We start from the raw sequence: 23,319 nt of genomic DNA, 5'->3' as shown, positions 1-23,319 counted from the left end.
GTAGATACCAGTATTATCTACTGCTTTTATTTATTATATGTATTTATATTAATTTGTAATACTTAGAATTCTATGTTAAATGTTACATTGTAAAACGCCTACTATACATGTTACAATTGCACTATAAGACAGGTTTATTACTTAGCTGTAATTTATATACATAGGGTAGACTCTTGTCAGCATAGTAATTTTTATCCTAAGGAGGGTGAATATCTTGCAAAAACGTAAAGATTTTATCTGGAAAATGGGGGGCCAACAAGGTGAAGGTATCGAGAGTTGTGGCGAAATTATGGCTACAATCCTTGCAAAAGAAGGTTATTCTCTATACAGTCAACGTTTGTTTGCATCCCGTATTAAAGGTGGTCATACTACCTTCGCATTGCGTGTTGCATTAGAACAAATTATGTCCATTGGTGAAGGCGTAGACTTTTTGCTTTCCCTTGATCAAGAAACTGTTGATATGCACGGTACAGAAGTACGCGATGGCGGCTATATTATCTGTGATAGTAAAGTAAAACCAGATTTTTCTAAATTTGAAGGTTCCAAAATTAATTGTCTATCATTGCCAATCTCTGAAACAGCAATGAAACAAGGCTCTATGTTGATGCGTAACATCGTAGCACTTGGTATGTCCGTAGCTCTTCTTGGCTTTGATACTAAGATGTTTAAAGATGCTATTGCCGAAAAATTTGCTAAAAAATCTCAAGAAATTATCGATAAAAACTTGGCTGCATTCGATGACGGTTATGGCCTAGTTATGGAAAAATTAGGCGATGTGGAAATCGATACATTACCAGCTCCTGGCAAAAAAGATCAGATGTTCTTGTTAGGTAATGAAGCATGTGCACTTGGCGCTATTGCAGCAGGTTCTCGTTTTATGGCATCCTATCCTATTACTCCAGCATCTGAAGTAATGGAATACATGATTAAAAACATGGATAAATTGGGTGCTACAGTTGTTCAAACAGAGGACGAAATCGCTGCATGTATGACTGCTATGGGTGGTGTATATGCAGGTGTTCGTGGCTTTACATGTACTTCCGGGCCTGGCCTTTCCTTGATGGCAGAATCCTTGTCCATGGCATCTATGGCTGAACTTCCTATGGTTGTTATCGATGTACAACGTTCTGGTCCATCCACTGGTATGGCTACAAAGGTTGAACAATCTGATATTGATGCGGCTTGCTACAATGCACATGGCGATTATTCTGGCATCGTAATTTCTCCAACATCTATTGAAGAATGCTTCTATGAAATTCAAAAAGCGTTCAACTTGGCAGAAATGTATCAATGCCCAGTTATCTTCATGCCAGACTTGCAACAAGGCTTGAATAAACAATCGGTTCCTACATTCGACTTGAACCGCGTACCTATTAACCGCGGTAAAATGATGAAGGAAGCTGATCTTCCTGAATTGGTTCAACCTAACTACTTCAAACGCTTTGAATTGACCGAAGATGGTCTTTCCCCTCGTACAATTCCTGGCATGAAAAATGGTCTATTCCTTTCTACAGGTCTAGAACATAACGAAGAAGGTAAACCTGCTGAAGCACCTACAATGCACGTAGCGCAAACTGATAAACGCTTCCGTAAATTGGAAACTGTAGCTGACAACTATGAACCATTCTTGAATAATGCTAAATATGACGAAGCTGATGTGCTTGTTGTAGGTATGGCGTCTAGCCGTGGTGCTATTGAAGAAGCCGTAGCTGAACTTGATCAAGAAGGCGTTAAAGTTAACCACTTACAACTTCGTTTGATTAAACCTTTCCCTGCAAAACAATTGCAACCTTTCATGGATGCAGCTAAAAAAGTTGTTATTGTAGAACATAATGCGACTGGTCAATTAACTAATCTATTCAAAATCAACATGCATAAGAAATCTAAAATTTCTAGCTGCTTGAAATATGATGGTAATCCATTCACAAAATCATATGTGAAAAATGCAATTAAGGAGGTCCTATAATATGACAACAGCTAAAGATTACAGAAATGATATTCGCCCTAACTGGTGCCCTGGTTGTGGTCATTATGGGGTTCAAGCAGCCATTACTGATGCAGTAGTAGCAAAAAATATTCCACCTGAAAAATTAGCAGTTATTTCTGGTATCGGTTGTTCTAGCCGTATCGGTGGTTATTTTTATGCTTATGGTGCACATACAACTCATGGTCGTGCGCTTCCTTACGCTCAAGGCGTTAAACTTGCTAACCAAGATTTAGAAGTTATTGCATGTTCCGGTGATGGTGATGCATTCGCTATCGGCATGGGGCATACAATTCATGCTTTCAAACGTAATGTAAACATGACATACGTTGTAATGGATAACCATGTATATGGTTTGACTAAAGGTCAAGCATCCCCTCGTTCCGATATTGGTTTTGTTACAAAAACAACTCCTCGTGGGGCATTTGAAACACCATTGTCCATCTGTGAAACTGCAATTGCTGCAGGAGCTACATTTGTTGCACAAGGTTATATGATTAATCGTGCAGAGCTCGTTGATTTAATTCAACAAGCAATGGATCATGAAGGCTTCTCCTTCATTAACGTATTCAGCCCATGTGTTACTTATAATAAACACAATAGCTATGACTGGTTCAAAGAGCATTTAGTTGCATTGCCAGAAGGTTATGACCCAACAGATCGTGCAGCAGCACTTAAAACTTTGGGTGAAACAGATGGTTTGGTTACTGGTCTTATTTATCAAGATAAAACGAAACCTTCCTTCGAAAAAGCTATGGCTGCAGCAAATGGTGGTCCACATGCTCGTCCATTGACTGAAGATGTAGTAAAACCAGATCAAGCTCTATTCGATAGTCTTTGCAATCAATTTAAGTAATCCTATTTAAAACGAGTCATTTATGATCTGTACCCCTCTTTACTGGAAGTCTAGTAAAGAGGGGTTTTTATAAAAATTTATAAACGTATAGGTCTGTTGTTTTACAATATGAGTCATTGAGTAGAGGAATGAGTAGCGTGTCGAATGAATATAATGAAGCATTACTAGAACCACTTAAGTATTATCGGGAAGATTTAAAGGATGCCTTTCAGCATGTCACAGAAGAATATTTCCAAGACTTGGTAAATCAATCTAAGGTAGATATAGATAAAAATAGAGAGTTAATAGATAAGTATACTACTGTATCAGAAAATCGAGATCAATCAAATACTTCATATAAACGATTTGGGATTATCAAAAAAGTTGATTTTGTTATCGGTATAGGTGCCCTTATTTATGGTGTTTATCAGTTTTTACAAGATCCTATAGATATTATATCGGTTACTGTTTCTAGTATTGTTCTTGTGCTAACTGTAGTTCTGTATCTATATTGGATTAAGCCTAATAGTAAGAGTCTTGAAGAAAAACTAAATGAATTAGAATCAACTTTAGCTCAAATGCGCCAAGAAGGGTATGAGATGCTGGCACCATTAAATAATCTATTTCATAGTGAAATGACTGCGGAGCTCATAAAGAAGGCGATTCCCTTTATTCATATGGATTCTAATTTTAATATTGAACGGTATGAACAGTTAGTTAGAGATTATGGATTTTTAGAAAAAGGGGATGTAAATCATTCAACATTAGATATTGCTTCTGGAGATATCCTAGGAAATCCTTTTGTTTTTCTTAAACGTATCATTCATTGGATGGATGACTATACATATGAGGGTACGTTAAATGTTACTTATACAGAGGAGTATGTAGACTCTAATGGTAATCTGAAAACAAGAGATGTTAACGAAACATTACGTGCCGTAATAAGACAACCTGGTCCATATTATGCAAATAGAGTATCCTTAGTGTATGGTAATCATGCGGCCCCTAATCTAATATTCCATAGAAAACCACCGGAAAAAGGATTCTTTAATCTGGGAGGGGCTAAGAGCCTTTTATCTAAAGGGATTGCTAGCATTAGAAAAAAAGGTCAGGACTCATTAGAAGGTGGTGGAAGCTTCCAAGCCTTAGCTAATGAGGAGTTTGATGCACAATTTAATGCGTTGGATCGAAATAATGAGGTTGAATTTAGGGTACTGTTTACGCCATTAGCACAAAATAATTTCAAGGATATTTTTGAAAACTCTCCATATGGAGATGACTTTGTATTTAATAAAGAATGCAAAATCAATGAGATTAAAACGGATAACTCTCAAAAGTGGGATTTTAATACTGCACCATCTCAGTATTATGATTTTTCATTCCAAAAAATCAAAGAGAAGTTCATTAATTTTAACTGTGCATATTTTGATCATATGTACTTCTCATTCTTACCAGTTTTAGCAATCCCTGTGTATCAACAAATGGCATCTAATGACTATATTTATGGTAAGTCTTATGATTTCAGATATAATGATTACATTACAGAAATGCTGGCTAATAAAATGGGACTTAATTTATTTGTTCCTCCTGATGCAGCGGAGCGAAATAATGTAAAAACAATCCTTAAGACTAGTCACCATAAAAAAGAAGGCGACTCTGAAGTGATCAAGGTAGATGCGTATTCTTATAGAACGATTGGTCATGTAGATGAGGTGCCAGTCAGAGCTGGCAATGGTAGGACTTATTATGTGCCAGTACACTGGGAGGAGTATGTTCCTGTTACAAAGCATGAATTTATAGAGGTTTCGGAAATAAAATCTGCAGGAGATGATTTCAAGCATATTAAAGGCTTGGATCACTATCAACAATCTGAAAATAATAAAGATCGTTCGTTTGCATATGACCACTTTATGGTCGGTAAACTATATCGACAAAATCAATCTCTAAGCGATTTATTACATACTATTTATGAACAATTTGGAGGTAGCAATAATGGCTAATCAATTAGACGAAATGAATCCGGAAATTATGTCTGACGGCAGAGACGTGCATGTTATCGCTAAGGTGATTCCTGTAGAAACTAGTGGTTTTGAAAAACTTATTCCTACAATTCTTATGGCAATCGGTGTTCTAGGCATCGTTTTAGGAATTGTTATAGACAAGTATGCCATATCCATTATTGGCGCAATTGTACTGATTTATCCTTGGTGGCGATTAAAACAAATTAGCTCAGAATTTAATATGATGGAACAAAGAATTCAAAATGCTGCATCTGAAATCGATAACTATATGGAGCAACGTGTTGTGATTCTTTCTAATGCAGCTAAGCTTGTAGAAAAGTCCATTGAAGTAGATAAAGATATTCTCGTAGATATTGCTAAATATAGAAGTGGCAATTTCTCTGAAGAGTCTCGTAGTGATGTAAACTCACAACTTAATAAAGCTACACGAGCTATTAATGTAGCTATAGAAAATTATCCTGAATTACAAAGCCATGATACGATTCGCGATGCAATGCAACAAAACTCTTACTTACAAAAAGAAATTACTGCAGCTAGAACCTTGTATAATGATGCGGTAAATACTTGGAATAGAGAAATATTTGAATTTCCATTTAAAAAGATTGTAGCGGCTAAAGAAGGCAGAACTACAAGAATCCCATTCATTGCTGATCAAGAAACTAAAGAAAAATCTAAAGGCGTTTTCTTCTAGTGTGTAAAAAGTTTGGCATTAGAACATGAAGGGGATACTATGAAGTCTTATGAAAAAGGGATTAGCTTGTCTATCTGGACTTTGAGTTGGCCTATATTTATCGAAGTGTTCCTACAGCTGTTAGTAGGTAATATAGACCAAGTGATGATGAGTCACTACTCTCCTCAAGCGGTAGCAGCTGTGGCTAATGCCAATCAAATTCTAAATATATTTATTATGCTCATCATTGTAATGAGCACAGCTACGACGATTTTGATAGCTCAATATTTAGGAGCTCGGAATCAGTCGAAGCTATCAGAGGTATGTACGATTAGCTTGGTGTTGAACTTTTTCTTTTCATCTGTTGCGGCCGTATTCTTTATCACTTGTCATGAATGGATTTTTACATGGCTAGGTGTACCTCCAGAAACGATGAGCGATACGTCGATATATACGACCATTGTGGCCGCAGGATTACCGATTCAGGCTATGTATTATGCGCTGGTTGCCGTATTTAGAGGCCATTCATTAACGCGTGTTACTATGTATATCGCGTTAGTTATGAATGTTATCCATATCACAACTAACTATGTATTAATATTTGGTCATGGTCCCATACCAAGCCTTGGTGTACTAGGGGTATCAATTTCTACCTGGTTATCTAAGGTGGTAGGCCTCGTAATTATCGGCTATACCTTTAAGAAGTTGCTTACGTTAGAGGTGAGCTTCAAATTTTTAAAACCATTCCCGTGGCATACGGTTAAGTCTTTACTGAATATCAGTGTTCCCTCTGGTGGTGAAACCTTAAGTTATCAGTTATCTCAGACAACGATTATGAAAATGGTCAACATCCTAGGGCTAGCTGTTATTAATACAAAGGTCTATGTATCGGTTATTGCCATGCTTTGCTATGTATATACCATAGCATTAGCGAATGCTTCACAAGTTATCGTTGGCTTCTTGATGGGGGCCAAACGGCAAGATGAGGTGACAAATCGCGTATGGCATTCTATGTTTTTAGCAATTGCAATTAATGTAGGGCTTGCTACATTCTTTTATGTGACCAGTGATATCGTACTATCTGTATTTACAACAGATTTAGAAATCTTAGGTTTAGCACATAATGTACTGCTGGTTGAGATTTTCCTTGAACTAGGACGCGCCGTTAATATTGTTATGGTTAGCTGTTTACAAGCGGCAGGGGATATTCGGACGCCGATGCTAGTAGGTGTCTTTGGCATGTGGCTATGTGCTGTACCATTGTCCTACCTCTTTGGTATTTACTGGGGATGGGGCCTTGTAGGTATATGGATTGCTATGGCAACAGATGAAATTTTACGAGGTTTATTATTTGTGTATCGCTGGTATAGCGGTAAATGGAAAAATAGACGGCTTATTGAGGCGTAGTTTTGAAATATTAATTATGATTAATTATTACTTGTTTGTAGAAATATATTGGGCATCACATTGGAGATTGTAAATTACTAGATATTTGTGAAAGTAGGTTTATATGAGTAAAACCGTAGGCATTATTGGATTAGGTCTATTAGGAGGCTCTTTAGCAAAGGCCTTAAAAGCATATACAGATTATGAGGTTGTTGGCTATGCTAGGCGACAAGAAGTATGTGATGCGGCATTACAAGATGGAGTGGTGAGTGCTGCTTGGACAGAAGTCGAACCATTGATTGAACACTCAGATATTGTTGTATTTTCTTTGCCACCAGATACAAATGCACGACTTTTTACGGAAATGGCACATCTGTTTAGACCTGGTCAAGTGGTAACAGATGTATCTAGTGCTAAGGAAAACTTTGTCCGTGCTGTGTATGAATCAATTCCTAAGGGGACTATATTTGTATCTGTTCATCCTATGGCTGGTTCTGAAAAGGGTGGATATGAAGTATCTCATAAAAATCTATTTAAAGGTATGGGGTGGATTGTGCTAGAGGACAAAGCCTCTGAAGTGTATAACGAAGAGGTTGCTCAAGAACTGGCGGATATGGGACGTGCTTTAGGCTCTCGTATTGAGTTTGTCGATATTTATGCTCATGATGCATATTTAGCTATGGTCAGCCATATGCCTCATTTATTAGCATCTATTGTGACACAAGTATCTGGCGGCGATGAATTGGGCGAATTGCGCATGAAATTATCCGCTGGTGGTTTCCGCGACTGTACACGTGTAGCAGGGGGCTTACCATCTATGTGGTGTGAAATCATTTATGGTAATCGTCGTAATGTTATTAATGGTCTTACACAAATCGAAGAAGAAATTCAACGTGTGAAAGAAATACTTTCACAAGAAGATGAAGGTCAAGCATTAGAATCCTATTTGGAACGAAGCCGTGACATTCGTAATAAATTGCCGTATTTAACGGGACAAATTAAAGATAACTAAGGGAGATAGTATGAGTTTGTTACAAGAAACTTGTGGCGCTATTACAGGTCGCAATCAAGAGATTGAACAACATATAATTGATAGCTGGAATGCAGCATCATCTGTAGAGCAGTATGGTCGTCTTGTAAATGTGGTGGCCCAATATGGCTCTGCTACGAATCAAGAGACTTTGACAATACCAAAGCCGTGTATGATTATTGCTAGTGCGGATCATGGTGTAGCTGATATGGGTGTTAGTGCGTACCCAAAGGAAACTACCGTTGGGATGACACAGAACTACCTAATCCCTAAAGGGGCTGGTGCCAATTCCTTAGCTAATTACTGTGGTGCTCCAATGGAAGTTATCGACATGGGCATTGATGCGGATATGAGCTGGGTACCGGGCCTACGCAGTCATAAACTGGGGATGGGAACAAAAAACTTTGTGAAAGAGCCCGCCATGACACGTGAGCAAGCTGTCGAGGGAATTGAAACGGGAATTCGTCTTGTAAAAGAGAAAATTGACGAGGGCTTCAACGTATTCTTAGTAGGTGAAATGGGGATTTCCAATACTACAGCTAGTGCCCTTATGACTGCTAAGTTTGCGGGCCTGACTGCAGAAGAAGCGACAGGTCGAGGTACTAATATTTCCGATGAACGTCTTAAATTAAAGCAACGCATCGTTCATGATGTACTAGAAAAATATAAGGATATACCAAAGGACGATGCCATTGGTATTTTATCCTCGGTAGGTGGTTTTGAATTTGCTTGTATCGTGGGCGTCATCTTAGGTGCCGCTGCTAATAATGGATTGGTTATCATCGATGGTTTCAATACTTCTGCTTGTGCATTGGTGGCTAAAACCTTAGTGCCAGAGGTCATGGATTATGTGATGGCATCTCATTTGTCGGCTGAAAAGGCTGCTAAATCTTCGTTGGTAAATTTAGGTCTTGAAGCCTATGTAGATTTAGGTCTTTGTCTAGGCGAGGCCTCTGGTAGTTCGGTTCAAATGGGGATGCTAGACCTTGCAGTTCATATGTATTTGGCCATAACGGGAGGTAAGGCATGAGAACTTTCAACATAGAACCATTGCATGTACCATCCATGGAAGCATGCCGTTTACGTATTGATAATTTAACAAAACCTATTTATAGCCTTGCAACATTAGAAACCATAGCTGAACGTTTCGCAGGTATTCTAGCAAATCCTAAGCCAAATCATTTGCGCCATGGTGTGCTCATTGTAGCAGCGGATCATTTGGTAGATGGCCCTCAAAATAGTCAATATGGTAGTGAAAGCTACGCTGCTATCAAACGCTTCAATGAAGGTAGAACGGCTACGCAAGGCGCGGCATTTAAGTTAAATGCCGACGTACATGTTGTAAATGTAGGTCTTGAGCAAGATACTAGTGATCTAGAATATATTGATCAACAAGTTATTCGTAAGGGCTCTCATTTCTTTGGTGTAGAACCTGTCATTTCTCAAGATGAACTTGAGCGAGCTCTAGAGCTTGGCTTTACCTATGCTGATAAACTACATGCTGATGGATTACAAGTGGTAGCTATCGGCAATATAGGGGAGAGGGCGTTCCTTGACTCCCTCGTAACGACGGCTACAATTACGGGCTGTGCCTATGATGATATTCTCGTTCATACCGAATGTGGACCTACGGTAGAACAACGGGCTGCTCATATTCATTCCTTTATAGATCGATTCAATATTGCTGTGGATGATTGGTCTGCTTTGAGTGAAAGCGACCGCCGTGATGCGGTATTGCATTTGCTTCATGTAGCAGGCGGTCTTGATATTGCATTCTTAACAGGATTTATTTTAGGTGCTGCTAGTCATCGTATGGCTATCGTTTTTGATAATGCTGTAACGGGTGCCGCTGTATTAGCTGCCATTACTATTGAGCCATTAACTAAGGATTATATATTCCCATCTGCTGCCTATGAGGAACCGATTCATAAGGAACAATGTCGATTTCTTAATGTAAAACCATGCTTACACTATAACTTACAAATTGATGAAGCCTTAGGTTCCACAATGGGACTATCGATTATCGATGCATCGATGCATATGTTAAACGATATGAAAACCTTCGTTGAAGCAGAGGTAAAAGCTGCTGAAGATGGAGCCGGTAAAGGTAGACAAAAGAATAAAGAATAGATTACATAAGAGAGGACTGGCGAAGTCCTCTCTTATGTAATTAAGAAAGTATTGTACAAGTTTTGTATCCCTGGTTTTAAATATAAATTTCTCAGTGATTTCATATAAAAACCATTGACACTATATTTGTAAATTGATATTATTATAAGGCGGTCAGGACATTCTCAATTTGTTCTTGACGACAGATTGATAATTATGTTATATTAATTATCGGTTCTGTATGCGGGAATAGCTCAGCGGTAGAGCACCGCCTTGCCAAGGCGGGGGTCGCGAGTTCGAATCTCGTTTCCCGCTCCATACATTCCTCGATAGCTCAGTCGGTAGAGCAATCGGCTGTTAACCGATCGGTCGTAGGTTCGAGTCCTACTCGGGGAGCCATTCATGACTCACTAGCTCAGTTGGCAGAGCACCTGACTTTTAATCAGGGTGTCCCGCGTTCGAGTCGCGGGTGAGTCACCAAATCTGGCCCGTTGGTCAAGCGGTTAAGACACCGCCCTTTCACGGCGGTATCCCGGGTTCGATTCCCGGACGGGTCACCAATATGGACGATTAGCTCAGCTGGGAGAGCGCCTGCCTTACAAGCAGGATGTCGGCAGTTCGATCCTGTCATCGTCCACCAAATGCGGGAATAGCTCAGCGGTAGAGCACCGCCTTGCCAAGGCGGGGGTCGCGAGTTCGAATCTCGTTTCCCGCTCCATAAATGTTCCTCGATAGCTCAGTCGGTAGAGCAATCGGCTGTTAACCGATCGGTCGTAGGTTCGAGTCCTACTCGGGGAGCCAATTTCATATCATGGCCCGTTGGTCAAGCGGTTAAGACACCGCCCTTTCACGGCGGTATCCCGGGTTCGATTCCCGGACGGGTCACCACATGGACGATTAGCTCAGCTGGGAGAGCGCCTGCCTTACAAGCAGGATGTCGGCAGTTCGATCCTGTCATCGTCCACCAAGCTAAAGCAGTTATCTTCGGATAACTGCTTTTTTCGCGTTGGTGACAAAAAAGCGACACCTAGGTGTCGCTTTCAGTATGGACAATGTAATTCGTTAGCGTGGCGCATACATGATGATATACACGCCTACGAGGCATATAAGGCCTCCTATGATATCGTACATATCTGGACGTAAGCCATCGACGAGCCAACCCCATAAAATAGAGAGGGCAATAAATACGCCTCCATATGCGGCATAGACCTTGCCAAAACTTGTTTCTGGTTGAAAGGTGGGAATGACACCGTATAAAATTAGCACTATAGCACCCGCTAATAGATATAAGGGACTTTTATCGTCGCGCATATAGAGCCAAACGAGATAGCCTCCGCCGATTTCAGCGATGCCAGCTAAGATAAAATAAAATATAGATAATAACATAAATACCTCTCATTGAATATAAATCTCATTTTAGTGTATCACGATTGTTTTGGAATGTCAGTAGATACTAAATTAAAATCCCTCATTCATCGAAGAATGAGGGATCTTTTAAATTATAATCTCGCTGGAGATTCTTGGAGGACGTAGTCCATGAATGTATGCATGGTTTCTGTTTTTGAGTTGTTCTTCTTATAGGCGAAGCATACTTGTAATTTAAATGGTTTTGCTAGAGGCAAATAGCCTGAAGTAATATTGAGGGCATCGAGGATTTGACGTGCTACGATGCAGCCAGAATCATTTTTCTGACAATAATCAATCATTGTATATGGATTTGATAAACGGCTACCTCTAATATGTAGGTTTTGCTGGCCGTTACCAACATATGCTTTTAAGGTACGATACATAAAGTATTTAGGAGGATACATTAATAACGGAAATTGTTGCATTGTTTTTAATGTGGCCTCATGTATTTGATCGATTATCTTTGGTGCATAGTAAACGAATTCATCTTCGCGCAATGCTTTTGATTCGTATAAGGACATGTCCTTATTGTTTGGTAAATAGAGAAGAGCGATATCGATACGGTTTTCGCGCAAATCGAGTAATAACTCTTCTTCTTCCATATCAAAAATTGACATAGAAAATTCAGGATGGTTTTCAAAGAAATGTGATACATATCCATTGAGGCGGATATCGCCGAGGCTGCGAAGAACACCGATATTTAAAATTGGACGTTCTACCTTGCTAGCTAAACGGATGGATTGTATAGCTCTTTCTAATGTATCCAAAACAAGTTCTGCTTCAGGCAAAAACAACTCTCCTTCTGGTGTCAAGCGGCTGCCGCGAGTAGAGCGCGAAATTAATTTAACGCCTACGAGACGCTCTAATTTTTTCATTTGCGCACTGAAAGCAGATTGTGTGATATTCATCGTTTGTGCTGCTAATGTGAAACTACCTGTTTTATTATATGTAATAAAACTTTGTAGTTCCTGCATGGTTGGTAATTCTTTCATCTCAGTACTCCGATTAAACTTAAAGACCTCATATTACTACATATTACCCATATTAATTGTATTGTAGCATAATATGAGTATTTTTTCATCTAAATCTATAATATACGATGAATTGTGTAGGTTGGATATAGATTGGTTCTTATATAATAAAATGTGTTTGCATATCTTTGATGGGTAAGTAATTTTAGTTATAATTAATCGTGGTAAAAGTATTTTCAACGGTGATTAACTTTCACAAGCAGAACTAATTGACATAGCACCGTAAGAAGTGCTATTATTATTGGGTACCTTTATGTCGTGGTACAAGTCTATATTAAACTATGAGGTGATAATCACATGGCAACGAGAAGAGAGGCTCGATTCAAACTTTGTCGTCGCTTTGGTGTGAACGTATTCGGTCACGCAAAAGCCTTGAATCGCGTCAAAAAAGACCAACGTCAGAAAAAAATGTCTGAGTATGGCACACAATTATTAGAAAAACAAAAAGTTAAAGCTTACTACAACTTGCTAGAACGCCAGTTCGTACGCTATTATGATAAAGCGAAAAAAATGCAAGGTGTTACAGGTGAAAACATGTTGATCCTTTTGGAACAACGTCTTGATAACCTTGTATATCGCATCGGCTTCGGTAACTCCATTCGTCAAGCTCGTCAAATGGTAAACCATGGCCACATCTTGGTAAATGGTCGTCGTGTAGACATTCCATCCTACTCCTGCAAACCAGGTGACGTTATTGAACTTCGTGAAGTTTCCCGCGACAACGAAATGTTCAAAACTAACTTCCAAGAACTTCGTTCTTTCGAACTTCCTTACATTGAAAAAGACTTGGAAGGCTTCAAAGCTACATTCACTCGTCTTCCTCAACGTGAAGAACTTCCTATCGAAGTTAACGAAACACTTATCGTCGAATTGTACTCCAAATAATTTGGCGCTATTGCCCGCAGTGCTATGCACTGCGGGTTTTTGTATATGTTGTGTTGTTTGTATTATTACTAAAAGATTGTTTTGAGTATATAAATGAGTGAATTAATTATATTTTTTCGAAATATTGATCCACAGTTTTATGTCTGTATATTTGGTCTCATTGTAACTGGAATCGGCATATATAATCCTTTATTATTGGGCTTATACTCTCCTGATAACAGTTACAATGAAAGCTCAATTATGATATTGATTTTTAGGCTTATTAGTGGGATGTTGTTTTTAATAATGGTTTTGTATTTATTATATCGGCTTGTTACAGGGACATGGTTTGGTACTCAATCTTGAGTATTTAGATTTTTCAATTAAATGAAAGTAAATATAGAATATTTCTTCTGCAGCAGAGAGAAAGCTAGAAAGTATTGGCCGTTTTAATTAAAGAGGTACTTTGGTAGAATATGTTTTTATTATCATATATTGAAAATATATCATTTAGTCATCTTATAATGATGATATCTCTAATTATTTTTCTTATATATTTTCTTATAAAAGTATTATTGGAAATCTTAAAAAAATATGGCTTTGTAACTTATACAATAGGTCGGGATTATGCTTGGTATAATTGGTTGAGCCTTGTTAATATCTTGTTTTCGTTAGCATTCATAGTATCATCTGACTTTATTGGCTCCGTTGATTTCTTTCAGTTTACTATATCGGAACGCATACTCTTAGGTGTTGTACTATTAGATGTATTATTATCATTTAATATACATAATCACTTATTAGAATATCGAGCATATAATCTTAAAGAGATTAAACGAATAGAATATACTACACAAAGAAAACATTATGTTAGGCAAGCATCTTATTTGATAATTATATGGTTGTTGAGCATATTAGTCTTTAATATTGATTTATGGCTTTTTTGATTTAGTATTGTATCTATTATATCGGCTTGTTACAGGAATATGGTTTGGTACTTAATTTTGAGCATTTAGATTTTTCAATTAAATGAAAGTAAATATAAAATCTATCTTCTACAAAGGTGAAAATCATAGTAACTTTTAATTGACACAACCCCATAAAATCTGTATACTATTTTGAGTAAGCTTTAGTCGTGTTTCCATTAGCCCCGGAAGCAAAGGACAAGCTGATTTTGGTAGAATTATGACGTTATTAGGAGGATATGCAGCATGAAAACTACATTTATGGCCAATCCGAACACAATCGAACGGAAATGGTATGTTGTTGACGCTGAAGGTAAAACTTTAGGACGCCTTGCTGCCGAAGTTGCAAAAGTTCTTCGGGGCAAAAATAAACCAACTTTCACACCACACGTAGACACTGGTGACCATGTGATCGTTGTAAACGCAGAAAAAATTCGCGTAACTGGTAAAAAATTAGAGCAAAAGGAATACTTCCGTCATTCTGGTTATCCAGGTGGTGCTCGTTTCACTAAATTGGGTATGATGCTTGAAAAACAACCTGAACGTGTTGTTGAGATGGCAGTTCGTGGTATGCTTCCAAAAAATAAATTGGGTGCACAACAATACCGTAAATTAAACGTATACGCTGGTCCTGAGCATCCACATGCAGCTCAAAAACCAGAAGTTTTAGAAATTTCCGTACGATAATCTAGAGGGAGGAACATATAATGGCAGTAGCACAATATTACGGCACTGGTCGTAGAAAATCTTCCGTTGCTAGAGTTCGTCTGGTACCGGGCACAGGTAAAATCACTGTTAACAAACGTGAACTTAATGATTATTTCGGTCGCCAAACTTTGGAATTGATCGTAAAACAACCTTTGAATTTGACTAACACAGTTGAACAATACGACGTTATTGCAACTGTAGCTGGTGGCGGTCCTTCCGGTCAAGCTGGTGCAATTCGTCACGGTATCTCCCGTGCGTTATTGGACGTAGATGGCGAACTTCGTCAATCTTTGAAAAAAGCTGGCTTCTTGACTCGTGACCCACGTATGAAAGAACGTAAAAAATACGGTCTTAAAAAAGCCCGCAAAGCAAGCCAATTCTCCAAACGTTAATATTTGGACAACGGATATTACTCCTGCAGATATTGTCTGCAGGAGTTTTTGTATTTCTATAGTTTTTCATATCTGTGGAATCTTATTTACATCTATATACAATTCTCTTATAATGAAATTATAGGAATCGAATAATATCGATAAAATATCTTATATAGGAGAAAATATATGATTTATAATACAATTCAATACGTAGTGGACAACGGCATTGGTACGTTGACATTTAATCGCCCCAAAGTGGCCAATGGTTTTAATATCGAAATGTGCAAAGAAATCCTTGAGGTTTTAGATAAAGCGCATCATGATGAAAGTGTTCGTGCGTTGCTTATTAATGCTGAAGGAAAGGTATTCTCTGCGGGTGGCGATTTGACAGAAATGGAACGCGCTGTAAACGAAGGCGATACAGAGTCTTTGTTTGAAATCGTTGAGCTAGTAGCTCAGATTTCTATGGCTATGAAACGTTTACCTAAACCTGTTATCATGAGCCTTCAAGGTGCTGCGGCAGGTGCAGCATTTAATATGGCGTTGGCTGCCGATTTTGTTGTAGCTGCTAATAACGTACGCTTTATTCAGGCTTTTGTAAGCGTAGGTCTTGCCCCTGATGCAGGTGGTTTATTCTTATTAACTCGCTCCATTGGTATGAATCGTGCTATGCATATCGTTATGACTGGTGAAGCCGTTTCTGCTGAAAAAGGTAAGGAATGGGGCTTTGTATATAAAGTTTGTGAACCAGAGGATTTAGAGACTGCTACAAGACGTCTTGTTGAGAAATTAGCAAAAGGTCCTGCAAAATCTTATCGTGTTATGAAGGAAATGATGTGGAATAGCTTCTTAGCTGGTTGGGAAGAATACAAGAAGTTTGAAGTAGAAAATCAATGTGAATTAGGTCTTTCTGATGACTTCAAAGAAGGTGTACTCGCTTTTACAGAGCGTCGTCGTCCTAAATTTGGTCAATAGTAATATCTTTTGCATGAAATGGCATTTAGTATTACGTAGTTCATAAGAAACTATTAATATAATTAGAACCGATGTGGCTCATAACAGGTGTTACATCGGTTTTTCCTTTTCATACATTGACAAAGCGTATATAATAGAACTATTGAAATAGTTTTAGGAGGTCCATATTGTATGGCTCAAGATATAATTAAATGTTATGATGGTTCTAGTGATATCATTGCTGCATTAGCAGAGGATTTTATTGCTTTTACAGATGCAGAGATTAGCCGTACTGAAACATGTATTGTAGGTATCACAGGCGGCAGAGTAGTCAATGGTTTGTTGGAGGCCTTGAATTCTCCTGAATACATTGAGCGTGTTAATTGGGAACGTGTATTTTTCGTATGGACAGACGAACGATTTTTGCCTCAATCTCATGAGGATAATTATTTCAATCGCGTTAAACCGTTTTTGCTTTGTAAAGCAAAGGGGGCTGCACATTTTTTGCCGATTAATACAGATTCTAAAACCGTTGTTGAGGCAGCAGAGGAATATGAAAAAGAGGTAAGAAATGTTCTTAAGGCATGCAAAAAGTCTGGTCTTGATTTAGCGATTCTCGATCTTGGAGAAGACGGCCATACGGCAGGTCTTTTTGCTGGATCACATGCGTTGCGTGTCTCAGATCGCAATGTTGTGGCTGTTGAGGATGGAAAGGTGTGGGAACGAATTTCTATGACCTTCTCGTTTTTGGCAAAAACTGATGTTGTGTGGTTCACTGTGACTGGTGAAAGTAAGCGTACAGCTCTTACTAAGGTATTGTACCAACGCGAGGATTATGAAGACACAAATTGGGATAAACGTATCGGTCGTGTATTACCAGGGGCTGTGCTTTCACAAGAGGCGATGACCTGGTATGTGGACAAAGATGCGTATAATGATGTACACTAAAATGTGTAGTATTAAGTAAACTTAAAGGAGATACATATGGGGTCTATAGGAACACCTGAATTAATAGTTATTTTAGTGATTGCTCTAGTTATCTTCGGACCTGGTAAATTACCTGAAGTGGGTAAAGCGATTGGTAAGGGAATCAATGAATTTAAAGATGCTCTTACAGGCCCAAAAAAAGCTGTCGATGAAACAAAGGAAGCTGTTAAATCAGCGACTACTATCGATGTAACAGCTGGGGCTAAAAATGATGAAAAACATAAAGAAGCTAATGATTAGGAGGTATTACTATGTGTAAAGATTGCGGTTGTGGTGAAGATAATGGCGTTGTAACAAAGGTATTTACTGTACCTGGTATGATGTGCAATAACTGTAAGGAAACTGTGGAAGGGGCTACATTAGGTCTAGAGGGTGTGCTTAGCTCTGAAGTCAATTTGGCAGAAAAATCAGCTACGATTTCCTTTGATCCATCTAAGGTGAATGTAGAGGATATTACAAAAGCCATCGAACGAACTGGTTTTGATGTAGAATCCGTGGCAGATGGTGTACATAAACATAGTCATGGTTTATTAGGTACCATAAAACACCTCTTTAAATAATTAAATCCATGGAGCTGTATTGAAACATTGTTTTGATACAGCCCCTTTTTATATCGTGAGGTGAAGAGATGATACGTAAGTTTGATCCGGAAAATTTCAAGTGGGATGGCGTCGATACCTTAGTATACAAACAAGACGGGAGTCCTTTTAAAGATGTAACACGGCAAGTACTATATGATGGTGCTTATGATATTCCATGCCAATTTCGCTATTTTGAATGTTTGCCAGGGGGCTATTCCACATTAGAATACCATGAGCATACGCATATGGTTATGATTGGACGTGGTAAAGGGCAACTCTTGCTTGGTGATGAAATATATGATGTTAAAAAAGGGGATTTTATCGAAATCCCTGGCAATACGATTCACCAATTTAGAGCTAATAAGGGAGATTATATCGGATTCTTTTGTCTTGTTAATAAGGAACGCGATAAGGTGAAGCTATTATCTGATGAAGAAATGGAAACCTTAAGAAATCACCCTAAAATTAAAGCATTTTTGGAAAGTTGTTAATCAATTTAACTGGTACTATGTATAATTTGTTCGGGAGGTTCTATGAGCACGTTTACACGAGCGGCTTTTACCGTTTTGGTGGGCTTAGTGATTTGGTTCTTGCCTCATACAGAGGCAATTAAGCCGGAAGGTTGGCATTTACTGGCTATCTTCACGGCTACTATTGTAGGTTTTATTTTGCGCCCTTGGCCAACGGGCATTATGGCACTCTTTGGAATCGTTGCAGCAGTAGCTACAAAATCTATTACCATGGTGCAAGCTCTTGGTGGGTATGCAGAGGCTAATGTTTGGCTTATCGTGGCGGCTGTATTCTTTTCTAGAGGTATTATTAATTCCGGCCTAGGTAAGCGTATTGCTTATACATTGATCCGTGCCTTTGGTACGAGTTCCTTAAAGCTCGCCTATGCATTGGCTTGTACGGACTTAATTATTTCTCCGGCCACACCGTCTAATACGGCGCGTGGGGGCGGTATTATTTTCCCAATTGTGCAAAATATTTCCCTCGCCTTTGGTTCTGAGCCTTATGGTAATACGGCGCGTCGTATTGGTGCATATTTGATGACTACGGCACATACGATGAATACAATTACTGTAACCATTTTTTTGACCGCTTGTAGTGGTAACTTGCTCATCACCTCCTTAGGGGCTAAATTATTTGGCTATGATATTTCCTGGTGGGAATGGTTCCAAGCGGGTGTCATCCCTGGTGTGATTTGTATGATCCTTATGCCTTGGTTCATTTACAAAATTTATCCTCCAGAAATTAAGGAAACCCCAGAGGCTGCCAAAATGGCTCAAAAGGAATTAAATGTACTTGGACCTATTACAAAGGCTGAAATTTCTGTTGCTATTATCTTTGTTCTATGTATCTTGCTTTGGGCGACTGCCATTTGGACTAAGCTTCATCCTACAGTAGTTGCTATGATGGGTGTTCTTGCGTGCGTTATAACGGGCTCCCTTACGTGGGATGATATTTTAGGCGAACGCACTGGCTGGGATATCCTCATCTGGATGGGCACACTCGTTGGCATGGCCGGTCTCCTCGGTAAACTCGGTGTAGTTGCTGTATTTGCGAACTTTGTAAGTCAACATCTTGTAGGTATCGATTGGTTCTGGGCATCTTTTATTATCTCTGCAACCTTTGTATACTCTCAATATTTCTTTGCTAGCGGTACGGCGCGTATTACCGCATTATTCTCCGCCTTTGCAGCCATTTTGGTTGCCATGGGTGCGCCGATTCCATTTACCATCTTGCTCTTTGGTTTGATGAATAGCCCTGGCTGTACATTAACGCATTATAGCTCTGGTGTAACACCAATCTTCTTTGGTGCAGGCTATGTACCACAAGGGACTTGGTGGCGTGTAGGTCTTGCTATTTCTGTGGTAAGCTTTATGATTCATTTCTGGGGCGGTGCCCTTGGTATGTGGCTCTTTGGTATCTTATAATATGAAATTCCCTCGTTGGTGGTCGTTTTTCACCGCGAGGGAGTTTTAGTTTGTTATGAAAGTTTTAAGGACTGTTTTTAGGTGGGTATAGTTTTTAGGTATGGTGAACTTCACAAAAAAACTATAATAAATCTATAGAATATTTATTGCATGAGATTATAGAAAATGTTATTATATTTTTATCGTTACAGATTATTTTAGGAGGAAACATGTTCGGTTTAGTCATTAGCTTGTTGATTATCGCGCTGGTCGTGATTATTAAAAACATTCGAATTATGAACAACAACTTAACATGTTTTGTCTTAGAAGTTCCCGCGAATGGTTTAATATACAATCAATAAGATTTGACTATATTGTTTCTTGTTTTTGTATATATTCCATGGGGTACATAGGTTTATTTATGTATGTATTGGGTTTCTGTAAACAAAAGGAATATCATTTGTAAACTTTTAAGACGATTCTTTGTAATCGTCTTTTTTTATTTGTTATGAAAGCTGTCCAAGTGGATGCTTTCAAAAAAGTGAGGAGAATATCATGAGTTGTAGAAGTGACAATTTAAAAACAGGCGTAGCACGTGCACCACACAGATCTTTATTGAAAGCTCTGGGTTTTGTTGACGAAGAAATGGGCAGACCGGTTATTGGTATTGCGAATTCTTTCAACGAAATCATTCCTGGTCATGTGGGCCTGAAAAATATTGTACAAGCCGTAAAAGACGGCATCCGCAACGCAGGTGGTGTGCCAATCGAGTTTAATACAATTGGTATTTGCGATGGCTTGGCGATGAATCACATCGGCATGAAATACTCCTTGGTTACACGCAATATCATAGCTGATTCTATTGAAGCGACGGCTATGGCAACACCTTTTGATGCGATGGTATTCATTCCAAATTGCGACAAAGTAGTACCAGGTATGTTGATTGCAGCGGCTCGTCTTAACATTCCATCTGTGTTCGTATCTGGTGGTGCCATGCTTGCAGGTGTACATAATGGCAAAAAAATCGGCTTGTCTGATGTATTTGAAGCAGTAGGTAAACATCAAACAGGTGAAATGGGCGACGAAGAATTAGCAAATATTGAAAATAGTGCATGTCCAACATGTGGTTCTTGCTCTGGTATGTACACAGCAAATACTATGAACTGCCTAACAGAGGCTCTTGGCATGGGACTTCCTGGCAATGGTACAATCCCTGCTGTATACTCTGAACGTTTGCGTTTGGCTAAATTAGCAGGTATGCAAGCCGTAGAGGTATTGAAAGCAAACCTTCGTCCTAAAGATATTATGACTCGTGAAGCTTTTGAAAATGCGGTAGCTCTAGATATGGCTTTGGGTGGTTCCTCTAATACAGCACTTCATTTGCCAGCTATCGCTCACGAAGCAGGTGTACCATTGTCCTTGGACGACTTCGATCGCATTGCACAAAACACACCTCAATTGTCCAAACTTTCTCCATCTGGTAAATACTTCATCGAAGATTTGTATGCTGCAGGCGGCGTATCTGCTGTGTTGAAACGTTTAGCAGAAAATGGTCGTTTGCATACAGATTGCAAAACTGTAGCTCTTAAAACACAAGGTGAAATTGCAACAGCAGCTCATGTTGTGGATGAAGATGTTATCCATCCATGGAATAATCCTGTTCATGAAACAGGTGGTATTGCCGTTCTTAAAGGCAACCTTGCTGAAAACGGTTCCGTTGTAAAAGCTGGTGCTGTAGATGAAGATATGCTCGTTCACTCTGGCCCAGCAAAGGTATTCAATAGCGAAGAAGAAGCCGTTGAAGCAATTACGGGCGGTAAAATTGTAAAAGGCGATGTGGTAGTTATCCGCTATGAAGGTCCTAAAGGTGGTCCTGGCATGCGCGAAATGTTGACACCAACATCCATGATCGCTGGTATGGGGCTTGATAAAGACGTTGCCTTGTTGACTGATGGCCGTTTCTCTGGCGCTACACGTGGCGCATCCATTGGTCACGTATCTCCAGAAGCGGCAGCAGGTGGTACTATCGCCGTTGTTGAAGATGGTGATATTATCAACATCGATATTCCAAATGGTAAATTGGAATTAGCTGTATCTGATGACGAAATTGCTCGCCGTAAAGCAGCATTGAAACCATTTAAATCCAATGTAACTGGTTACCTTAAAAAATACGCTCTTCACGTATCCTCTGCAGCACAAGGTGCTATTGAAGTATTTGAAGACTAATCTTAATAGCAATATATTTTATACCAATCTTTAATAAAGGAGTATTAATGCGTAAGTTATATGATTTTATGGAGGCTCGCGAACGGTTAACCACGATTACCGTGAAAACTAAATTGCTTCATAGTGATGTGTTTTCAGACGAGTGTGGCAATGATGTATATATCAAGCCAGAAAACTTGCAAATAACAGGCTCCTTTAAGGTTCGTGGAGCCTATAATAAAATTGCAAAATTGACAGAAGAGGAAAAGGCCCGCGGTGTAATTGCCGCATCTGCAGGAAACCACGCACAAGGTGTAGCACTTGCAGCTAAACGCCTCGGCATTAAAGCCACAATCGTCATGCCAAAACATACACCTCTCATAAAGGTTAATGCTACAAAACAATATGGGGCTGAGGTAGTACTACATGGTGAGATTTATGATGAAGCTTACCAAAAGGCGATGGAGCTCCAACAAGAAAACGGCTATGTATTTGTTCATCCTTTCGATGATGAAGATGTAATCGAAGGGCAAGGTACAATTGCTCTTGAAGTATTAGCAGAACTACCTGATGCGGATGTATTACTCGTACCTGTTGGGGGCGGCGGCATTGTATCTGGCATTGCAGCGGCTGCTAAATTAAAAAATCCTCGCATCAAAGTTATCGGTGTAGAACCAGAAGGGGCAGCCAGTGCTTTGGCAGCATTAAAGGCCAATCATCCTGTACCACTCGACGAAGTGGCTACCATTGCTGATGGTACGGCGGTACGTCAAATTGGTGAAACTACACTTGAATATATCAAGAAATACGTAGATGAAATAATTACAGTTTCAGACTACGAATTGATGGAAGCATTCTTGTTGCTCGTTGAAAAACATAAATTAGTAGCAGAAAATTCAGGTATCTTACCATTAGCAGGGCTTAAAAAGCTAAACTGCCGAGATAAAAAGGTGGTAGCTATTGTCAGCGGTGGTAATATCGACGTACTTACCATTTCCTCTATGATTAATAAAGGTCTCGTAGTCCGTGGTCGGATCTTCACCTTCTCTGTAAATCTTCCGGATAAACCAGGTCAATTGGTTGCGGTATCTCAAATGCTTGCTGAGGCGGATGCAAATGTAATTAAGCTCGATCATAATCAGTTTAAAAACCTTGACCGTTTCCATGAAGTGGAATTACAAGTGACGGTTGAAACCAATGGGGAAGAGCACATCCAAAGCATTATTGATACTTTTAAAAATAATGGTTACATTATTCAACGTTTAAATTCCAGCGAGATTCTATCAGAATAG

At 39.1% G+C, this 23,319-nt stretch carries 21 protein-coding genes and 9 tRNA genes; 28 read left to right on the top strand and 2 right to left on the bottom strand.

The genetic code is table 11. The features are described 5' to 3' along the window. The first annotated feature begins 214 nt into the window (after positions 1-214). The 17 genes from VTHSUH11_RS03540 to VTHSUH11_RS03460 all read left to right on the top strand — a co-directional run bounded on the left by VTHSUH11_RS03540 (position 215) and on the right by VTHSUH11_RS03460 (position 11,002). Positions 215-1,966 (top strand): 2-oxoacid:acceptor oxidoreductase subunit alpha, encoded by a 1,752-nt coding sequence (locus tag VTHSUH11_RS03540; protein ID WP_082161472.1) that lies wholly within the window; start codon positions 215-217, stop codon positions 1,964-1,966. Position 1,967: 1 nt separating this feature from the next. Then, the gene (locus VTHSUH11_RS03535) at positions 1,968-2,840 is read left to right on the top strand and encodes a 2-oxoacid:ferredoxin oxidoreductase subunit beta (protein WP_105092671.1); all 873 of its coding nucleotides are present in this window, start codon (positions 1,968-1,970) and stop codon (positions 2,838-2,840) included. Positions 2,841-2,968: 128 nt separating this feature from the next. Next, a complete protein-coding gene (locus VTHSUH11_RS03530) occupies positions 2,969-4,819 on the top strand; it encodes an MAG1210 family protein (RefSeq protein ID WP_244899976.1) in 1,851 nt (616 codons plus the stop codon). Then, positions 4,812-5,531, top strand: coding sequence for a LemA family protein (locus VTHSUH11_RS03525; protein WP_105092669.1), 720 nt, complete (start codon positions 4,812-4,814; stop codon positions 5,529-5,531). The genes VTHSUH11_RS03530 and VTHSUH11_RS03525 overlap by 8 nt, the downstream gene beginning before the upstream one ends. Before the next feature lie 39 nt (positions 5,532-5,570). Then, positions 5,571-6,917 (top strand): MATE family efflux transporter, encoded by a 1,347-nt coding sequence (locus VTHSUH11_RS03520; protein ID WP_105092668.1) that lies wholly within the window; start codon positions 5,571-5,573, stop codon positions 6,915-6,917. Positions 6,918-7,020: 103 nt separating this feature from the next. Beyond that, positions 7,021-7,908, top strand: a complete 888-nt coding sequence (locus VTHSUH11_RS03515) for a prephenate dehydrogenase (protein ID WP_105092667.1) — start codon at positions 7,021-7,023, stop codon at positions 7,906-7,908. A gap of 10 nt (positions 7,909-7,918) precedes the next feature. Further along, on the top strand, positions 7,919-8,956 hold the full coding sequence (locus VTHSUH11_RS03510) for a nicotinate-nucleotide--dimethylbenzimidazole phosphoribosyltransferase (protein ID WP_105092666.1): 1,038 nt from the start codon (positions 7,919-7,921) through the stop codon (positions 8,954-8,956). Next, positions 8,953-10,056 (top strand): nicotinate-nucleotide--dimethylbenzimidazole phosphoribosyltransferase, encoded by a 1,104-nt coding sequence (locus VTHSUH11_RS03505; protein ID WP_105092665.1) that lies wholly within the window; start codon positions 8,953-8,955, stop codon positions 10,054-10,056. Before VTHSUH11_RS03510 ends, VTHSUH11_RS03505 begins: the two co-directional genes overlap by 4 nt. Before the next feature lie 222 nt (positions 10,057-10,278). After that, a tRNA-Gly gene (locus VTHSUH11_RS03500) sits at positions 10,279-10,353 on the top strand. A 5-nt stretch (positions 10,354-10,358) separates the two neighbouring features. After that, positions 10,359-10,434: transfer RNA gene (locus VTHSUH11_RS03495), tRNA-Asn, on the top strand. 5 nt (positions 10,435-10,439) lie between these two features. After that, positions 10,440-10,515, top strand: a tRNA-Lys gene (locus tag VTHSUH11_RS03490). A gap of 5 nt (positions 10,516-10,520) precedes the next feature. Next, a tRNA-Glu gene (locus VTHSUH11_RS03485) sits at positions 10,521-10,595 on the top strand. Between the two features lie 4 nt (positions 10,596-10,599). Beyond that, positions 10,600-10,675, top strand: a tRNA-Val gene (locus tag VTHSUH11_RS03480). A gap of 3 nt (positions 10,676-10,678) precedes the next feature. Further along, positions 10,679-10,753, top strand: a tRNA-Gly gene (locus tag VTHSUH11_RS03475). Positions 10,754-10,760: 7 nt separating this feature from the next. Then, a tRNA-Asn gene (locus tag VTHSUH11_RS03470) sits at positions 10,761-10,836 on the top strand. 12 nt (positions 10,837-10,848) lie between these two features. Beyond that, positions 10,849-10,923: transfer RNA gene (locus VTHSUH11_RS03465), tRNA-Glu, on the top strand. Between the two features lie 3 nt (positions 10,924-10,926). After that, a tRNA-Val gene (locus VTHSUH11_RS03460) sits at positions 10,927-11,002 on the top strand. A 95-nt stretch (positions 11,003-11,097) separates the two neighbouring features. Here VTHSUH11_RS03460 and VTHSUH11_RS03455 read toward each other — a convergent pair. After that, entirely contained in the window at positions 11,098-11,421 is a 324-nt protein-coding gene (locus VTHSUH11_RS03455; protein ID WP_059363985.1) for a YnfA family protein, read from the bottom strand. Positions 11,422-11,534: 113 nt separating this feature from the next. Further along, the gene (locus tag VTHSUH11_RS03450) at positions 11,535-12,434 is read right to left on the bottom strand and encodes a LysR family transcriptional regulator (RefSeq protein ID WP_105092664.1); all 900 of its coding nucleotides are present in this window, start codon (positions 12,432-12,434) and stop codon (positions 11,535-11,537) included. Between the two features lie 336 nt (positions 12,435-12,770). On the opposite strand from VTHSUH11_RS03450, the gene rpsD reads away from it, so the two are divergent. The 11 genes from rpsD to ilvA all read left to right on the top strand — a co-directional run bounded on the left by rpsD (position 12,771) and on the right by ilvA (position 23,319). Further along, positions 12,771-13,358: a 30S ribosomal protein S4 gene (rpsD, locus tag VTHSUH11_RS03445; RefSeq protein WP_060923796.1), complete on the top strand. Its 588-nt coding sequence runs from the start codon at positions 12,771-12,773 to the stop codon at positions 13,356-13,358. 1,190 nt (positions 13,359-14,548) lie between these two features. Continuing rightward, positions 14,549-14,989, top strand: a complete 441-nt coding sequence (rplM, locus tag VTHSUH11_RS03430) for a 50S ribosomal protein L13 (protein ID WP_059363981.1) — start codon at positions 14,549-14,551, stop codon at positions 14,987-14,989. A 20-nt stretch (positions 14,990-15,009) separates the two neighbouring features. Continuing rightward, the gene (rpsI, locus tag VTHSUH11_RS03425; RefSeq protein WP_004695188.1) at positions 15,010-15,402 is read left to right on the top strand and encodes a 30S ribosomal protein S9; all 393 of its coding nucleotides are present in this window, start codon (positions 15,010-15,012) and stop codon (positions 15,400-15,402) included. A 168-nt stretch (positions 15,403-15,570) separates the two neighbouring features. Then, positions 15,571-16,359, top strand: coding sequence for a trans-2-decenoyl-ACP isomerase (gene fabM / locus VTHSUH11_RS03420; protein ID WP_059363978.1), 789 nt, complete (start codon positions 15,571-15,573; stop codon positions 16,357-16,359). A 171-nt stretch (positions 16,360-16,530) separates the two neighbouring features. Then, positions 16,531-17,286 (top strand): 6-phosphogluconolactonase, encoded by a 756-nt coding sequence (gene pgl, locus VTHSUH11_RS03415; protein ID WP_059363976.1) that lies wholly within the window; start codon positions 16,531-16,533, stop codon positions 17,284-17,286. A gap of 36 nt (positions 17,287-17,322) precedes the next feature. Further along, positions 17,323-17,565, top strand: coding sequence for a Sec-independent protein translocase subunit TatA/TatB (locus VTHSUH11_RS03410; protein ID WP_059363971.1), 243 nt, complete (start codon positions 17,323-17,325; stop codon positions 17,563-17,565). Positions 17,566-17,576: 11 nt separating this feature from the next. Next, a complete protein-coding gene (locus VTHSUH11_RS03405; protein WP_059363966.1) occupies positions 17,577-17,885 on the top strand; it encodes a heavy-metal-associated domain-containing protein in 309 nt (102 codons plus the stop codon). Positions 17,886-17,953: 68 nt separating this feature from the next. Then, positions 17,954-18,397, top strand: a complete 444-nt coding sequence (locus tag VTHSUH11_RS03400) for a cupin domain-containing protein (protein ID WP_059363965.1) — start codon at positions 17,954-17,956, stop codon at positions 18,395-18,397. A 42-nt stretch (positions 18,398-18,439) separates the two neighbouring features. Next, positions 18,440-19,843 (top strand): DASS family sodium-coupled anion symporter, encoded by a 1,404-nt coding sequence (locus VTHSUH11_RS03395; protein WP_059363963.1) that lies wholly within the window; start codon positions 18,440-18,442, stop codon positions 19,841-19,843. A 534-nt stretch (positions 19,844-20,377) separates the two neighbouring features. Next, positions 20,378-22,048 carry a dihydroxy-acid dehydratase gene (gene ilvD, locus VTHSUH11_RS03390; protein ID WP_059363961.1) on the top strand — a complete coding sequence of 557 codons (1,671 nt, stop codon included), beginning with the start codon at positions 20,378-20,380 and terminating at the stop codon, positions 22,046-22,048. 47 nt (positions 22,049-22,095) lie between these two features. Next, positions 22,096-23,319: a threonine ammonia-lyase gene (gene ilvA, locus VTHSUH11_RS03385; RefSeq protein ID WP_059363957.1), complete on the top strand. Its 1,224-nt coding sequence runs from the start codon at positions 22,096-22,098 to the stop codon at positions 23,317-23,319.

The sequence above is a fragment of the Veillonella tobetsuensis genome (assembly GCF_002959935.1).
Taxonomy (GTDB): domain Bacteria; phylum Bacillota; class Negativicutes; order Veillonellales; family Veillonellaceae; genus Veillonella; species Veillonella tobetsuensis.
The sequence above is the reverse complement of the archived record's forward strand: the minus strand, read 5'-3'. Positions and strand labels throughout refer to the sequence as shown.

Excerpts from the sequence above, each read along its gene's own strand:
- VTHSUH11_RS03395 (WP_059363963.1), top strand. The coding sequence starts at position 18,440 with ATGAGCACGTTTACACGAGCGGCTTTTACCGTTTTGGTGGGCTTAGTG.
- rplM (WP_059363981.1), top strand. The coding sequence starts at position 14,549 with ATGAAAACTACATTTATGGCCAATCCGAACACAATCGAACGGAAATGG.
- VTHSUH11_RS03505 (WP_105092665.1), top strand. The coding sequence starts at position 8,953 with ATGAGAACTTTCAACATAGAACCATTGCATGTACCATCCATGGAAGCA.
- ilvD (WP_059363961.1), top strand. The coding sequence starts at position 20,378 with ATGAGTTGTAGAAGTGACAATTTAAAAACAGGCGTAGCACGTGCACCA.
- VTHSUH11_RS03450 (WP_105092664.1), bottom strand. The coding sequence starts at position 12,434 with ATGAAAGAATTACCAACCATGCAGGAACTACAAAGTTTTATTACATAT.
- fabM (WP_059363978.1), top strand. The coding sequence starts at position 15,571 with ATGATTTATAATACAATTCAATACGTAGTGGACAACGGCATTGGTACG.
- rpsD (WP_060923796.1), top strand. The coding sequence starts at position 12,771 with ATGGCAACGAGAAGAGAGGCTCGATTCAAACTTTGTCGTCGCTTTGGT.
- pgl (WP_059363976.1), top strand. The coding sequence starts at position 16,531 with ATGGCTCAAGATATAATTAAATGTTATGATGGTTCTAGTGATATCATT.
- VTHSUH11_RS03410 (WP_059363971.1), top strand. The coding sequence starts at position 17,323 with ATGGGGTCTATAGGAACACCTGAATTAATAGTTATTTTAGTGATTGCT.
- rpsI (WP_004695188.1), top strand. The coding sequence starts at position 15,010 with ATGGCAGTAGCACAATATTACGGCACTGGTCGTAGAAAATCTTCCGTT.
- VTHSUH11_RS03400 (WP_059363965.1), top strand. The coding sequence starts at position 17,954 with ATGATACGTAAGTTTGATCCGGAAAATTTCAAGTGGGATGGCGTCGAT.
- VTHSUH11_RS03405 (WP_059363966.1), top strand. The coding sequence starts at position 17,577 with ATGTGTAAAGATTGCGGTTGTGGTGAAGATAATGGCGTTGTAACAAAG.
- VTHSUH11_RS03535 (WP_105092671.1), top strand. The coding sequence starts at position 1,968 with ATGACAACAGCTAAAGATTACAGAAATGATATTCGCCCTAACTGGTGC.
- VTHSUH11_RS03455 (WP_059363985.1), bottom strand. The coding sequence starts at position 11,421 with ATGTTATTATCTATATTTTATTTTATCTTAGCTGGCATCGCTGAAATC.
- VTHSUH11_RS03520 (WP_105092668.1), top strand. The coding sequence starts at position 5,571 with ATGAAGTCTTATGAAAAAGGGATTAGCTTGTCTATCTGGACTTTGAGT.
- VTHSUH11_RS03530 (WP_244899976.1), top strand. The coding sequence starts at position 2,969 with ATGAGTAGCGTGTCGAATGAATATAATGAAGCATTACTAGAACCACTT.
- ilvA (WP_059363957.1), top strand. The coding sequence starts at position 22,096 with ATGCGTAAGTTATATGATTTTATGGAGGCTCGCGAACGGTTAACCACG.
- VTHSUH11_RS03525 (WP_105092669.1), top strand. The coding sequence starts at position 4,812 with ATGGCTAATCAATTAGACGAAATGAATCCGGAAATTATGTCTGACGGC.
- VTHSUH11_RS03510 (WP_105092666.1), top strand. The coding sequence starts at position 7,919 with ATGAGTTTGTTACAAGAAACTTGTGGCGCTATTACAGGTCGCAATCAA.
- VTHSUH11_RS03515 (WP_105092667.1), top strand. The coding sequence starts at position 7,021 with ATGAGTAAAACCGTAGGCATTATTGGATTAGGTCTATTAGGAGGCTCT.